14 protein-coding genes are annotated in these 14,375 nt (G+C 29.8%); 6 read left to right on the forward strand and 8 right to left on the reverse strand.

The features are described from left to right. Positions 1-8: 8 nt before the first annotated feature. Positions 9-1,295: a tyrosine--tRNA ligase gene (gene tyrS / locus ACFQZW_RS05085; protein ID WP_298262883.1), complete on the reverse strand. Its 1,287-nt coding sequence runs from the start codon at positions 1,293-1,295 to the stop codon at positions 9-11. 83 nt (positions 1,296-1,378) lie between these two features. Between tyrS and ACFQZW_RS05090 the strand changes: the two genes are divergently transcribed. Further along, positions 1,379-2,380 (forward strand): NAD-dependent epimerase/dehydratase family protein, encoded by a 1,002-nt coding sequence (locus ACFQZW_RS05090; RefSeq protein WP_298262882.1) that lies wholly within the window; start codon positions 1,379-1,381, stop codon positions 2,378-2,380. Here ACFQZW_RS05090 and ACFQZW_RS05095 read toward each other — a convergent pair whose 3' ends face one another. From ACFQZW_RS05095 to ACFQZW_RS05105, 3 genes are read right to left on the reverse strand one after another with little or no spacing between them, the layout of a single operon-like run. Then, entirely contained in the window at positions 2,381-2,800 is a 420-nt protein-coding gene (locus ACFQZW_RS05095; RefSeq protein WP_298262881.1) for a DUF4296 domain-containing protein, read from the reverse strand. Further along, positions 2,793-4,142 (reverse strand): dihydroorotase, encoded by a 1,350-nt coding sequence (locus ACFQZW_RS05100; RefSeq protein ID WP_298285354.1) that lies wholly within the window; start codon positions 4,140-4,142, stop codon positions 2,793-2,795. Before ACFQZW_RS05100 ends, ACFQZW_RS05095 begins: the two co-directional genes overlap by 8 nt. 13 nt (positions 4,143-4,155) lie before the next feature. Beyond that, on the reverse strand, positions 4,156-4,875 hold the full coding sequence (locus ACFQZW_RS05105; RefSeq protein ID WP_298262879.1) for a polyprenol monophosphomannose synthase: 720 nt from the start codon (positions 4,873-4,875) through the stop codon (positions 4,156-4,158). 69 nt (positions 4,876-4,944) lie between these two features. Here ACFQZW_RS05105 and ACFQZW_RS05110 point away from each other — a divergent pair, with 69 nt between their 5' ends. Beyond that, positions 4,945-5,607, forward strand: coding sequence for a DUF4271 domain-containing protein (locus tag ACFQZW_RS05110; protein WP_363317270.1), 663 nt, complete (start codon positions 4,945-4,947; stop codon positions 5,605-5,607). Between the two features lie 19 nt (positions 5,608-5,626). After that, positions 5,627-6,373 carry a uroporphyrinogen-III synthase gene (locus ACFQZW_RS05115; protein ID WP_298262878.1) on the forward strand — a complete coding sequence of 249 codons (747 nt, stop codon included), beginning with the start codon at positions 5,627-5,629 and terminating at the stop codon, positions 6,371-6,373. 48 nt (positions 6,374-6,421) lie between these two features. On the opposite strand, the gene radA is transcribed toward ACFQZW_RS05115, so the two are convergent. Genes radA through panC form a run of 4 tightly spaced genes read right to left on the reverse strand, consistent with a single transcriptional unit; the run spans position 6,422 to position 10,025 of the window. Next, on the reverse strand, positions 6,422-7,780 hold the full coding sequence (gene radA, locus ACFQZW_RS05120) for a DNA repair protein RadA (protein WP_298285351.1): 1,359 nt from the start codon (positions 7,778-7,780) through the stop codon (positions 6,422-6,424). 36 nt (positions 7,781-7,816) lie between these two features. Next, positions 7,817-8,794, reverse strand: a complete 978-nt coding sequence (locus tag ACFQZW_RS05125) for a lysylphosphatidylglycerol synthase transmembrane domain-containing protein (protein ID WP_372801282.1) — start codon at positions 8,792-8,794, stop codon at positions 7,817-7,819. A 2-nt stretch (positions 8,795-8,796) separates the two neighbouring features. Continuing rightward, positions 8,797-9,147 (reverse strand): aspartate 1-decarboxylase, encoded by a 351-nt coding sequence (panD, locus tag ACFQZW_RS05130; RefSeq protein ID WP_386781600.1) that lies wholly within the window; start codon positions 9,145-9,147, stop codon positions 8,797-8,799. 38 nt (positions 9,148-9,185) lie between these two features. Beyond that, positions 9,186-10,025 carry a pantoate--beta-alanine ligase gene (gene panC, locus ACFQZW_RS05135; protein WP_298285345.1) on the reverse strand — a complete coding sequence of 280 codons (840 nt, stop codon included), beginning with the start codon at positions 10,023-10,025 and terminating at the stop codon, positions 9,186-9,188. A 108-nt stretch (positions 10,026-10,133) separates the two neighbouring features. On the opposite strand from panC, the gene ACFQZW_RS05140 reads away from it, so the two are divergent. Genes ACFQZW_RS05140 through glmS form a run of 3 tightly spaced genes read left to right on the forward strand, consistent with a single transcriptional unit; the run spans position 10,134 to position 14,363 of the window. Further along, positions 10,134-10,940: a glycogen/starch synthase gene (locus ACFQZW_RS05140; protein WP_298262873.1), complete on the forward strand. Its 807-nt coding sequence runs from the start codon at positions 10,134-10,136 to the stop codon at positions 10,938-10,940. Between the two features lie 28 nt (positions 10,941-10,968). Continuing rightward, positions 10,969-12,498 (forward strand): DUF4270 domain-containing protein, encoded by a 1,530-nt coding sequence (locus ACFQZW_RS05145; protein ID WP_298262872.1) that lies wholly within the window; start codon positions 10,969-10,971, stop codon positions 12,496-12,498. A gap of 14 nt (positions 12,499-12,512) precedes the next feature. Continuing rightward, a complete protein-coding gene (gene glmS / locus ACFQZW_RS05150; protein ID WP_298262871.1) occupies positions 12,513-14,363 on the forward strand; it encodes a glutamine--fructose-6-phosphate transaminase (isomerizing) in 1,851 nt (616 codons plus the stop codon). The last annotated feature ends 12 nt before the right edge of the window (positions 14,364-14,375 follow it).

Here is a 14,375-nt window from a genome sequence, read left to right on the forward strand (position 1 = left end):
AGTCAAAATTAAACTACTCTTAATAAAAAATAGCTTTTTTTACCACGTTGTAACAACACAAACTTATCAGCAATTAAATCTGATGGTGTAATTACAAAATCTTCAATTACTTTTTCTTTATTTACTGAAATTGAATTTTCCTTTAAAGCTCTTCTAACCTCTCCATTAGATTTTAAAAATCCATTTTCAGCAAAAGCTGGAACAATTTCTAAACCATTGTCAATTACAGAACGTTTAACTTCTGCTTGTGGCACCCCATCAAAAACATCTAAAAAGGTTTGTTCATCTAAACTTTTTAAATCTTCAGCAGTTGATTTTCCAAATAAAATATTTGAAGCTTTAATTGCGTTCTCATAAGCTTCTTCACCATGGGTCATAATGGTAACCTCTTTACCTATTGTTTTTTGTAAAATACGTAAATGTGGTGCTTGTTTGTGTTCTTCAATTAATTTTTCAATAGTTTCTTTATCTAAAAACGTAAATATTTTTATATAGTTTTCCGCATCTTCATCAGATGAATTTAACCAGTATTGGTAATATTTATAAGGCGAAGTTCTATTGGCGTCTAGCCAAACATTTCCACCCGCAGTTTTACCAAATTTGGTGCCATCAGCTTTAGTTATTAATTTACAAGTAAGGGCGTATGCTTTACCTTGAGCTTTTCTTCTAATCAATTCCGTTCCAGTAGTAATATTTCCCCATTGGTCTGAACCTCCCATTTGAAGCATACAATTTTTTTCTTTGTACAAATGATAAAAATCGTATCCTTGAAATAGTTGATAGGTAAATTCTGTAAAACTCATTCCTGTTTCAGAATCAGGGGCAAAACGTTTTTTTACTGAATCTTTAGCCATCATATAGTTTACAGTAATGTGCTTACCAACATCACGTACAAAATCTATTAGAGAAATTTCTTTCATCCAATCGTAATTATTTACCAGTTCTGCTCCGTTTTCTGAAGCACTGTTAAAATCTAAAAAACGTGCTAGTTGACTTTTTACGCCAGCTACATTTTTGTTTAGGGTTTCTTCATCTAATAAATTACGTTCATCAGACTTCCCTGAAGGATCTCCAACCATTCCCGTAGCACCACCAACTAAAGCAATTGGATAATGACCCGCTTTTTGAAAATGCATTAAAATAATAATTGGCACTAAACTTCCAATATGCAATGAGTCTGCAGTTGGATCAAAACCAATATAACCTCTTGTTTTATTTTTTAATAAATACTCTTCCGTATCAGGCATAATGTCATGCAACATACCTCTCCAACGTAGTTCTTCAACAAAATTCATTTTAAAAATTTTAAATTTCAGCAAAGATAAAATTTTACTTTGTAGAAATTACTTTAAACCATCATTTTTATTACTTTCGTTTTATGATTTTAGTTACCGGAGGAACAGGTTTAGTAGGCTCGCATTTATTGTATCATCTTTCTTTAAAACATGATTCAATTAAAGCTATTTATAGAAATACCAGCAATTTGAATGCTGTAAAGAACGTTTTTAGTTATTACTCTAAAGATTTTGAGCCTCTTTTTAATAAAATTGAATGGGTTGAAGCCGATATTACTGATGTTTACTCGTTAGAATTAGCTTTTAATAATGTTAAAAAAGTATATCATGCCGCTGCAATGATATCATTTAATCCAAAAGACTATCGTACAATGCGTAAAATTAATATTGAAGGCACATCTAATATTGTTAATTTATGCATTGCAAATAAAATTGATAAATTGTGTTTTGTAAGTTCCATTGCTACTCTTGAAAAAAATTTAAACTTTAAACCTATTGATGAAACTTGCGAATGGAATATTGAAAAAAATAATTACGGATATGCCATTACCAAATATGGTGCTGAAATGGAAATTTGGAGAGCTTCTCAGGAGGGAATTGATATGGTAATTGTGAATCCTGGAGTTATTTTAGGCGCTGGTTTTTGGCATCAAGGATCTGGACAAATGTTTACTAAAATTTACAAAGGGCTTCCTTTTTATTCAACAGGGGTTACTGGTTATGTTTCAGTAAAAGATGTTGTTGAAATTATGATTCAATTAATGGAGAGTACTATAAAAAATGAGCGTTTTATTGTAGTTTCTGAAAACAGAAGTTTTAAAGATGTATTTTTAGAAATTTCTAAAAACTTTCAAAAAAAGCCTCCAACAATTAAAGTTAGCAAATTTATGAGTGAAATTGGTTGGAGAGTCGGCCGTTTTATTTCTTTTTTTTCGGGAAAAGCACCAATACTAACAAAAAACTCTGCAAAATCAATTCATAATAAACATTATTATTCTTCAGAAAAAATAATACAACAGTTAAATTATAGTTTTACACCTATAGAACAAACAATTAAAACTATTTGTATGCTTTATAAAAAATAACTAATCAATTTCTCTTCTATTATTTTTTATTTCATCTTCGATTAAAATTCCTTTGTAGTTGGTAATAGAATCTTGTTTTTCTCGTTCTTTATCAAACTCCGACTTTAGTTTTTTGAGCCTTCTTTCTACCTCTTTTAACATGATATCATAATCATCAATTTTAGAGGTATAATAAAAATTACTTTCTTTAAACTGTGTACTATCAATATTATATTTTTCAAAAACTAAGGGAAAGTAATTTACTTTACGTTCTTCATTAATATTTTTAATATTTCTAGCTCCAGTAGCCAATAATAAATCGGTCATTAAGTCAACCATTTTATCTTTTGGAATTAAATTATCAGGCTTCTCTATAATGGTATTACTTGTGCAAGCTACAAGTAGAAAGCTTAAAATTATTATGTATAGTAGTTTATTCATGAGTTCTATTAAATAATAACCTCTTACCTTTTAAATTATTGTGAAAAACTCCATTTTCATAAACTAAAGAACCATTTACAAAAGTGTGTGTTATTTTTGAATAAAATGTAGTTCCTTCAAAAGGAGACCAGCCGCACTTGTATAAAATATTTTGTTTAGTAACTGTCCAAGGCGAAGCTGGATCCACTAAAACCAAATCAGCATAATACCCTTTTTTTATGAAACCTCTTTTTTCAATTTTGAAAATTTTAGCTGGATTATGGCAAAATTTTTCGACTATTTTTTCAACTGATATTTTTCCTTGTCTAAACGCAGTAAACAACGCAGGTAACGCATGTTGCACTAGTGGGCCGCCGCTTGGAGCTTTGGTATAAACTTGTAATTTTTCTTCTTTAGTGTGCGGCGCATGGTCGGTAGCAAGCACGTCAATTCTATCATCCAATAATGCTTTCCATAGTCCTTCTTTATCTTTTTCTGTTTTGACTGCAGGATTCCATTTAATATGAGTCCCTTTGGTTTTATAATCGGCTTCATCAAACCATAAATGATGCACACAAACTTCAGCAGTAATTTGTTTTTTTTCTAATGGAATTTTATTAGTGAACAACTCTGTTTCTTTGGCAGTTGACACATGAAAAATATGTAAACGCGCTCCTGTTTTTTTAGCTAATTTAATTGCTTTTGATGATGATAAATAACACGCTTCTTCACTTCTGATTTTAGGGTGCAATTCAACTGGAATATCATCTCCGTATTCTTTTAAATAGGTTTCTAAATTATGTTGTATTGTAGCTTCATCTTCACAATGAACAGCAATTAACATTTTAGTTGAAGAAAATATTTTTTCTAAAACTTCTTCATTGTCAACTAACATATTTCCTGTTGATGAACCTAAAAATAATTTGATTCCAGCTACATTTGAAGGATTAGTTTTTAATAATTCTTCCAAATTATCATTTGTTCCTCCAAACATAAAGGAATAGTTTGCATAAGATGAATTGGCAGCAATTTTAAATTTATCTTCTAATAATTTTTGTGTTGTTGCTTGTGGAACTGTATTTGGCATTTCAATAAACGATGTAATACCTCCTGCAACAGCAGCTTTACTTTCGGTTTCTATTGTTGCTTTATGTGTAAGCCCAGGTTCTCTAAAATGGACTTGATCATCAATTGCTCCAGGAATTAAATACTTTCCTTCCGCATCAATAACAATTGTATCAGAAGATTTTGAACTTATAGAAGTATCAATATCTACAATATACTCTCCATCAATTAGTACATCTCCTTCTATTACCTCACCTTCATTTACTATTTGGGCATTTTTTATTAGTATTAAACTCATTTTCCTTTTCTTTTTATTTTGGTAATCCTTGCAATCTCATTTTAACAACTCCAAAAACAGCTTCTGAAATTATTGATCCGCTCATTTTAGATGTTCCTTTTTTTCGGTCGGTAAAAATAATAGAAACTTCTTTATGTTTATAATTTCTTTTCCAGGCTTTAAATTTCATTTCTATTTGAAAGGCATAACCTACAAACTTAATTTTATCTAATTCTATGTTTTTCAACACCTTATTAGTATAACATACAAAACCTGCTGTAGTATCAAATATTGGAATCTGAGTAATTATTCGTACGTATTTTGAAGCAAAGTATGATAAAAACAACCTTTTAAAGTCCCAATTAACCACATTTATTTTGTTATTTAAATATCTAGACCCTACAGAAAAATCTGCTCCATCAATAGCACAAGCATTGTATAATTTAATTAAGTCGTTTGGATTGTGTGAAAAATCTGCATCCATTTCAATTATATAATCATACTCTTTTTTTAAAGCCCATTTAAAACCATGAATATATGCAGTTCCTAATCCAGTTTTTTCTTTTCTAATTTCTAAAAATAGGTTAGCAAATTCTTGTTGTAAATTTTTAACAATATTTGAGGTTCCATCTGGAGAACTATCATCCACAACTAAAATATCAAATTGCTTTTCTTGTGAAAATACAGCCCTAATGATGGCTTCAATATTTTCTTTTTCATTATAAGTAGGAATTATAACAAGCGTATTTGACATATAACAAATTTATGCGACAAAGATAAAACAAATAATTACTAATTTTGCGTTAAAATAAGAAGTTACTTAATGTTTGAAGCAAAAGAAATAATTTATCAAAATAAAGACTGGGTGACACTTATTTTCTTTGCTATTTTATTGATTTTAACTTTCCTTAAAATTTTATTTAAAGAAAGATTGTCACAAATTTTAACCTTATTTTTATCCAAAAAATATTTATTAATTCATTTCAATAAAGATAGAAGTACTATTTTAAGCGTATTTCAAATTTCTCTTTTTGTAGTTCAATCGCTTATACTATCATTAATCATATATTTTTCTTTTGCTTATTTTGGGTCTTCATTAAACGAATCAAATTTTACTCAATTTTTATCTATTTTACTAGGTGTTTCTCTTTACTTTGGAATACGCTATTTGGTAGGTTTATTTTTAACATTTCTTTTTAATTTAAAGTTAGAGCACTCTAAAATTATTTATGATAAGGTAAATTATTTTAATAATTTGATTTTATGGATAATTCCATTTCTAATAATAAGCATATATGCCCAGAATTTCCATATTATTTTCTTTAAAATTACATGTGTAATATTTCTTATTTTATTGGCTATCAGATACATTTTGGTGCTTTCCAACAATAAAAAGCTCATTTTTAACAACTTGTTTTATTTTATTTTGTACCTTTGCGCTCTTGAAATAGCACCCTTACTAATTATAATAAAATTAACTATTTAAAAGACAAAATTGAAATTTTATGAAAGTGAAAACAATTTTGGTTTCTCAGCCAGCTCCCAAAACAGAACATTCTCCCTATTCAGAATTATCGGAAAAACAAAAAGTAAAAATTGATTTTGTTCCATTTATTCATGTTGAAGGGGTTTCTGCAAAAGAAGTTAGAACTCAAAAAATTGATTTAAGAAATTATACTGCTATTATTTTAACTAGTAGAAATGCTGTAGATCATTTTTTTAGAATTGCCGAAGAAATGCGCTTTACTGTGCCTGACACTATGAAATATTTTTGTGAATCGGAAGCTATTGCTTACTATCTTCAAAAATATGTAGTGTATCGTAAACGTAAAATTTATGTTGGAGAACGTACTTTTCCTGAACTAGCAAAAATTATTAAAAAGTATAAAGATGAGAAATTTTTATTGCCATCTTCTGATAAATTAAAAGACATTGTTCCTCAAACTTTAAATGAACTTAACGTAAATTGGAATCGAGGAATTTTTTACAAAACCGTGGTTAGTGATTTATCTAATTTAGAAAATGTTTTTTACGATATTTTAGTATTCTTTAGCCCTTCAGGAATTGATTCATTATTTAAAAACTTCCCAAACTTTAAACAAAACAATACTAGAATAGCAGTTTTTGGAAATTCAACGATAAAAGCAGCAACCCAAGCTGGATTAAAATGCAACATTCAAGCACCCACACCAGAAACACCTTCTATGACAATGGCTTTAGAAAAGTATATCGTTGAGGTAAATAAAAAATAAAAAATACATTAAAATATTACTAAAACCGAGTTTAATTACTCGGTTTTTTTATGAAAAAAGATTGGCAAAAACGTCTTCTACTTTAGTAACTTTCACCACTTTTATAGCAAAACTAGCATTGCTTATTTTATTAAATTTAGAAATGAAAATTTTATGAAATCCTAATTTTTCAGCTTCTAAAATTCTTTGTTCAACACGATTTACTGGCCTAACTTCACCTGCTAAACCAATTTCAGCTGCAAAACAATAATCTTGCGGAATTGCCTCATCTTCATTAGATGATAAAATAGCACTTATTACTGCCAAATCAATAGCTGGGTCATCAACTTTAATACCACCTGCAATATTTAAAAACACATCTTTAGCGCCTAATCTAAATCCTGCACGTTTTTCTAAAACTGCCAATAACATATTTAATCGTTTAGTATCATAACCCGTTGCAGAACGCTGAGGAGTTCCATAAACTGCTGTGCTAACCAAGGCTTGAACTTCAATCATTAAAGGTCTCATTCCTTCTAATGTTGCTGCAATTGCGGTACCACTTAAAGCTTCTTCTTTTTGAGAAATTAATATTTCAGAAGGATTATTAACTTCTCGTAAACCTATATTTTGCATTTCATAAATACCCAATTCGGCAGTAGAACCAAAACGATTTTTATTTGCTCTTAAAATTCTATAGGTATGATTTCTATCTCCTTCAAACTGTAAAACAACATCTACCATATGTTCTAAAATTTTAGGACCAGCTATATTTCCATCTTTAGTTATGTGTCCAATTAACAGTACTGGTGTAGCAGTTTCTTTAGCAAACTTTATAAGCTCAGCTGTAGTTTCTCGTATTTGTGAAATTGAACCTGGTGAAGCTTCAATAAAATCGGTATGTAAGGTTTGAATAGAATCTATAACTACTACTTCAGGTTGCACCTCTTCAATAGCTCTAAAAATATGTTGCGTGTTTGTTTCGGTTAAAATTAAGCAGTTGGTGTTTTTAATTTGTAGGCGTTCAGCCCTCATTTTAATTTGTGACTGACTTTCTTCTCCAGAAACATACAATACTCTTTTTGGAATTGTTAATGCTATTTGCAAAAGTAATGTTGATTTTCCAATACCTGGTTCACCTCCCAATAACAACATTGAACCTTTTACTAAACCACCGCCTAAAACTCTATTTAATTCGTTGTTTTTTGTTGAAATTCTATCTTCTTCGTTTAAAGAAATTTCATTTATTTTAAGGGCTTTGTTGGCTTTTTTGGGAGACGATGTTTGCTTCCAATTTCTTTTTTCTTCTTTTCGAATAACTTCTTCAACTATGGTATTCCATTCATTACAAGAATTACATTGTCCTAACCATTTTGCATATTGCGCACCACAATTTTGACAAAAAAAAGAAGTTTTTGTTTTAGCCATTTTTAAAATTTAAGAAGTAAATATATAAAGAAATACCTATATTTTTTGGTATTTATTATAAATAGGGATGAAAATAAATGAAAGACTTCCAAACACAATAACCATTAATGTTTGAGCTGTCCACATAATCCATCCAAAAGCCTTTGCAGGATTATCTTGTACGTGATATAATATCAATGCACTAGCCACAAATACAGGATAAGTACCTAATCCTCCATTTGTTAAAGCCATACTTAAGCCCCCAACAACAAAACCTACAATAATAGCTTCAAATGGCAAGTTAGTTGTTTCAGGTAAAGCAAAGGTTACTACATAAAACATAAGCACATACATTACCCAAATAAATATGGTATGAAAAATAAATTTCCATTTCTTTTTCATAGTAACAATACTCTTAGCACCGTCCATTAATCCATTAATAAATGAAATAACTTTAACAATAAAAGGATTTCTAGACTTTTTTAAAGATTTATAGATGAAAAATCCAACGATTGGCATCACTACAAAAAAGAATATTTTAGTATAAATACTGCTTTCTTCTTTATTATTAAAAAGATAACCTCCTATTAAATCCGTTTGAAGAAAAAAAGCAATCCCCATAATAAATAATAACATTATAACATCTGCCACACGCTCAGCCACAATGGTTCCCATTGCCTTTTCAAAAGGAATTTTTTCATATTTTTTTATACTTGCTGCTCTTGCAAATTCACCTGATCTAGGAATTAATAAATTTAATAAATAGGCTATTAGCACAGCCATTACACTATTGACAAAACGAGGTTTATACCCCAAAGGCTCTAATAAAAATTGCCATCGATAAGCTCTTGACAAATGACTTAAAATTCCAAAAACTATTGATAATAAAACCCACCAATAATTGGCAGTTTTGAATGATGTTTTTATGGATTGAATATCGCTAGGCGATAGTTGAGATATGGAGTACCAAATTAAAAAAACTCCCAATACAATTGGGAGTATAAGAAAAGCTGTTTTTTTAATTTTTTTTCTCAAACTTATGTTAACGAATTATCGTTTTCATTTGGAAAAACTAGTGTTGGTTTAAACGATTTTGCTTCTTCAAAATCCATAATTCCATAAGAAATAATGATAATGATATCTCCTTTAGCTACTTTTCTAGCTGCTGGACCGTTTAAAGTAATTTCACCACTTTTTCGAGGACCTGGAATTGCATACGTCTCAAGACGTTCGCCATTGTTAATATTTACAATTTGAACTTTTTCTCCTTGAATAATATTGGATGCATCCATTAAATCTTCATCAATAGTTACACTGCCAATGTATTGTAAATCAGCTCCCGTAACTTTTACTCTGTGAATTTTAGATTTTACTACTTCTATCTGCATGCTGCAAAATTAATAATTTTGTGTTAATCTGTTAATATTTATAAACTTATATTATCAATAAGTCTTATTTTTCCTGCAAAAACTGCTATAAAAGCTCTATACTTTTGGTTCAAACTTTTAGTTTCTATTGTTTTTAAGGTTTCTTCGTTAGCTATTTCAAAATATTCCAATTCTAATAGAGGTTGATTTTTAAATTCATTTTCAACCCACTTTACTATATTTAAAGCATTTTCTGTGCCAAATTTAATTTTTGCCTTTTTTAGAGTTTTATAAATAAATGGAGCTGCTTTTCTATGCTCGAGTGTCAATCTGGCATTTCTAGAACTCATGGCTAAGCCATCATCTTCTCTATAAATATCACAGGCAATAATTTTTACTGGTATATGGTGTTTTTCCACCATCTTTTTAATTATTTGGAGTTGCTGAAAATCTTTTTCTCCAAAATAAGCCTTGTTAGGTCTTACAATTTCAAACAAACGCTTTACGATAGTTCCAACACCGTCAAAATGACCAGTTCTAAATTTTCCTTCCATTTGATGCTCTAACCCATCAAAATTAAAAGATTGTGATTTAACATTATCTGCATAAATCTCTTGAGAAGAAGGAGCAAAAACAATATCGCAAAACACCGATTTTAATAACAATAAATCTTGATCTATTGTTTTAGGGTAATTTATTAAATCTTCTTGTTTGTCAAATTGAGTTGGATTTACAAATATACTAACAACAACAATGTCGTTTTCTTTTCTTGCTTGCTCAATAAGAGATAAATGTCCTTTGTGAAGTGCTCCCATTGTGGGAACAAAGCCTATCGTAGTTCCTTTTTTAAAAGAACTTAACTTTTGTTGTACTGATTTTATTTTAGCAAAAACTAACATAACGTATTTGTTAATAAACGTTAAAAGCGTGCAAACTTACATTTTTAAAGCTAAAAACTGTATAAATTTTCGTAATTTTGCATATTCTTTAAAATAAAGAGTTGATATATGAAAGACAAGAGAGTATTGGTAGTATCTTCTGAAGTTGTTCCTTATTTACCTGAAAACGAACTATCTACAACCTCATTTGAAACTGCAAAAATGATTCATGGCAAGGGCGGTCAAACCAGAATTTTTATGCCACGTTATGGTTTAATTAATGAAAGAAGACATCAATTACACGAAGTTATTCGCTTATCTGGTATGAATTTGGTAATTAACGACATGGATATGCCTTTAATTATTAAAGTAGCCTCAATTCCAAAAGAAAGAATGCAGGTATATTTTATTGATAACGACGAATATTTTAAAAGAAAAGCACTATTCACTGATGAAGATAATAACATGTTTGAAGATAATGATGAACGTGCCATATTTTTTGCAAAAGGAGTTGTTGAAACTGTAAAAAAATTAAATTGGGCACCAGATATTATTCACGTACATGGATGGATGGCTTCTTTACTCCCTTTATATATTAAAGAATATTACAAAGACGATCCTTTATTTTCTGACAGTAAAATTGTGGTTTCATTATACAATAATGGTTTTGAAGGAACGTTAAATACTGAACTCATCAATAAAGTAAAATTTGATGGTATTAGTGAAACAAAAATTGAACCTTATTCTAACCCAAACTATACAAATATTTTAATCAATGCTATTGAAAACTCTGATGCTGTTATTAAGGCAAGCGACGCAATTCCTAGTGAGTTGGAAGAGTTTTTAAAAGCCGTTAATAAACCAATTTTAGAATATTTTTCTGTAGAACAATTTGAAGATCCATATACAGAATTTTATACGAACAAGGTTTTATAGTTTAATAAAAAAAAATCAGAATTTATAAATGATTACTAAAGTTATAAACACTTTTAAATACGCTGGATTGTTTTCTTTCGTATTTTTTTCAATAATTTCATGTGAAAAAGAAATAGAAAGTATAGGGGTTAACCTAGTTGATAATGATAAATTTAGCACCGATAAATTTACTTCAAATGTAATAACTGAAAATAAAAATATTGAAAATGTTCCTGCAAATGGAATAGAACAATATTTATTAGGTGTTTATTCTGATAAAGAATTTGGTTCTTTAAAGGCTTCTATAGTAAGCCAATTAATACTTCCATCAACAGGTGATAATTACAATTTTGGAACAAACCCAGCTATTGATTCTGTATTAATTAATATCCCCTATCAATTTACAAAAGAAGATGATGAAAGTGATGGTAAACCTAAATTCTCTATAGATTCTGTCATTGGAAATAAAGATGAAGAATTTTTAATTAATGTATATGAATTAAAAACTTTTTTAAACACTCTCGATCCAAATGACCCTTCAAAAAAAGCGATTTACTATTCCGATAAAGAGTTCCAAAAAGGCGATACTCCACTGTATTCAGGTGCTTTTAAAATAAATCCGAGTGATACGGTTGCTTATATCAAACGCTATAAAGCTGATGCAATTACGGTTTATGATACCGACACCATTAAAGAAACCGATGTAAGTCCATCAATAAAAATTCCTTTAAATGAAACTATGATACAACAACTTTTTGTTGATAACGCATCAGGTTCAGAATTTTCAAGTTTAGATGATTTTAACCATTATTTTAGAGGTTTATATATTGAAGCAACTGAGTTAAACAGCTTAGAGTCGCACTTAATTTCATTAAGCATGACCAATGCAAAAATGACCATCTACTACTCTAAAGACGAAGATGAAGATGCTGATGAAGATTTAGATGGAAATGGAACAACAGGAGAAACAGGTGTACGTACAAAACATGATTTCAAATTTCTATTTAGTAATTTGAAATCAAACGTATTGACAAGAGATTATACCCAGTCTAAAGAAAGTGGAGATAATAGATTGTACGTTCAAGGTGCTGCTGGATCAGAAGCCACCGTTGAGTTATTACAAAGTGAAAATTTAGAAAATCTAAAAAGTAAAAATTGGTTAATTAATGAAGCCAACTTAACTTTTTATGTAGATCAAAACGCTTCAAGCAATATTGTACCTGAACAATTATTTTTATATAATTATGAAGACAACCTTCAAATTAGGGATATAATTACAGAAGGGATAGCTGCTGTTGGTGGTACTCTTGAAAGAGATGAAGATGGAAATCCATTCCTTTATAAATTTAAAATTACAGACTATATTTCAAGTCTATTATCTTCTGAAGATGAAACTGAATTAGTTAAGCTAGGTTTAAAAGTATACAACAGCTCTACCGATATTCCAACCTCTATAACCGATGTTAAAATTGAAAATAAAAGTTGGAATCCTAAAGGAGTTGTGTTATATGATGGTTCTGAAATTTCGGGTGATAAAAAAGTAAAACTTGAAATATTTTATACTGAAATTAATAACTAAAATACAAACTTACTGTGTGTGGAATTGTTGGATATTTAGGAAATAGAGAAGCCTACCCAATTGTAATAAGCGGTTTACAACGCTTAGAATATAGGGGTTATGATAGTGCTGGAATTGTTTTAAATAATGACAATGAAACTAACCTTTATAAAGCTAAAGGAAAAGTAGCAACTTTAAAAAAAATTGCTGAAAATAAAAACACCAAAGGCAAGTTAGGTTTAGGGCATACGCGTTGGGCCACCCATGGAATTCCAAATGACATAAATTCTCATCCTCACTTTTCCAATTCTGGAAACCTAGTGATTGTTCATAATGGTATTATTGAAAATTACAATACCATCAAAAAAGAACTTTCAGCAAGAGGATATACTTTTAATAGTGATACAGACACAGAAGTTTTAATTAATTTAATTGAAGAAGTAAAACTTAAAAACAACTGTAAACTAGGTAAAGCTGTTCAGTTAGCTCTAACAAATGTAGTTGGTGCCTATGCAATTGCTGTTTTTGACATTCAAAAACCCGATGAAATAATTGTAGCGCGTTTGGGAAGTCCTATTGCAATAGGAATTGGAGAAGATAATAAAGAATTTTTTGTAGCATCTGATGCTTCACCTTTTATTGAATATACCAAAGATGCTGTATATTTAGATGACGAGGAGTTAGCGATTATTAAATTAGGTAAAAATATAAGAATTAGAAAAATTCAAGATGATTCTTTTGTAGAACCAAACATTCAGGAATTAAAGCTTAATTTAGAGCAAATTGAAAAAGGTGGTTTTGACCACTTTATGCTTAAAGAAATTCATGAACAACCAAACGCAATATTAGATACTTATAGAGGACGATTATTAGCCGATAAAGGCATTATAAAAATGGGTAGTGTAGATAACCACATTGCTAAATTTTTAAATGCAAAAAGAATTGTAATTGTTGCTTGTGGTACTTCTTGGCATGCTGGTTTGGTTGCAGAATATTTATTTGAAGATTTAGCAAGAATTCCCGTTGAAGTAGAGTATGCTTCAGAATTTAGATATCGAAACCCAATTATAAATAAAGATGATATTGTAATTGCTATATCACAATCTGGCGAAACTGCTGATACATTAGCAGCTATCAAATTAGCAAAATCTAAAGGCGCTTTTGTTTTTGGAGTTTGTAATGTGGTTGGTTCATCAATAGCCAGAGAAACAGATACCGGTGCTTATACGCACGCAGGTCCTGAAATTGGAGTAGCTTCTACTAAGGCATTTACCACTCAAATAACCGTTTTAGCTTTAATGGCATTAAAACTAGGTAATTTAAAAGGGGAACTTTCAAATTCTGAGCATTATAACTTCATACAAGAAATGAGCTTAATTCCTTCAAAAGTAGAGGATTTATTAAAAATTAATACAGAAATTGAAAAAATTGCTGCCATTTATAAAGATGCTCCTAATTGTTTATATTTAGGAAGAGGTTATAATTTCCCAGTAGCATTGGAAGGCGCTTTAAAACTTAAAGAAATTTCATACATCCACGCTGAAGGATACCCTGCCGCAGAAATGAAACATGGCCCAATTGCCTTAATTGATGAATCTATGCCTGTAGTTGTTATAGCAACTAAAAAAGGACATTATGAAAAAGTGGTAAGCAATATTCAAGAAATAAAATCTCGTAATGGTAAAATAATAGCGATTGTTACTAAAGGAGATACCGTTGTAAAAGAAATTGCAGACCATGTAATTGAAATCCCTGAAACCGAAGAAGCATTTACCCCTCTTTTAACAACAATTCCATTGCAATTACTTTCTTATCATATAGCAGTTATGAGAGGCTGTAATGTGGACCAACCTCGAAACCTTGCAAAATCGGTAACTGTAGAATAATTTAATTCTTTA

Origin of the sequence: Lutibacter aestuarii (assembly GCF_042676885.1) — a bacterium.
GTDB classification, from domain to species: Bacteria; Bacteroidota; Bacteroidia; order Flavobacteriales; family Flavobacteriaceae; genus Lutibacter; species Lutibacter aestuarii.

Bases quoted from the DNA above. Each gene is read 5' to 3' on its own strand.
- ACFQZW_RS05090 (WP_298262882.1), top strand. From the start codon at position 1,379: ATGATTTTAGTTACCGGAGGAACAGGTTTAGTAGGCTCGCATTTATTG.
- panD (WP_386781600.1), bottom strand. From the start codon at position 9,147: ATGCAGATAGAAGTAGTAAAATCTAAAATTCACAGAGTAAAAGTTACG.
- tyrS (WP_298262883.1), bottom strand. From the start codon at position 1,295: ATGAATTTTGTTGAAGAACTACGTTGGAGAGGTATGTTGCATGACATT.
- ACFQZW_RS05105 (WP_298262879.1), bottom strand. From the start codon at position 4,875: ATGTCAAATACGCTTGTTATAATTCCTACTTATAATGAAAAAGAAAAT.
- ACFQZW_RS05140 (WP_298262873.1), top strand. From the start codon at position 10,134: ATGAAAGACAAGAGAGTATTGGTAGTATCTTCTGAAGTTGTTCCTTAT.
- ACFQZW_RS05100 (WP_298285354.1), bottom strand. From the start codon at position 4,142: ATGAGTTTAATACTAATAAAAAATGCCCAAATAGTAAATGAAGGTGAG.
- ACFQZW_RS05115 (WP_298262878.1), top strand. From the start codon at position 5,627: ATGAAAGTGAAAACAATTTTGGTTTCTCAGCCAGCTCCCAAAACAGAA.
- radA (WP_298285351.1), bottom strand. From the start codon at position 7,780: ATGGCTAAAACAAAAACTTCTTTTTTTTGTCAAAATTGTGGTGCGCAA.
- ACFQZW_RS05095 (WP_298262881.1), bottom strand. From the start codon at position 2,800: ATGAATAAACTACTATACATAATAATTTTAAGCTTTCTACTTGTAGCT.
- ACFQZW_RS05110 (WP_363317270.1), top strand. From the start codon at position 4,945: ATGTTTGAAGCAAAAGAAATAATTTATCAAAATAAAGACTGGGTGACA.
- ACFQZW_RS05145 (WP_298262872.1), top strand. From the start codon at position 10,969: ATGATTACTAAAGTTATAAACACTTTTAAATACGCTGGATTGTTTTCT.
- panC (WP_298285345.1), bottom strand. From the start codon at position 10,025: ATGTTAGTTTTTGCTAAAATAAAATCAGTACAACAAAAGTTAAGTTCT.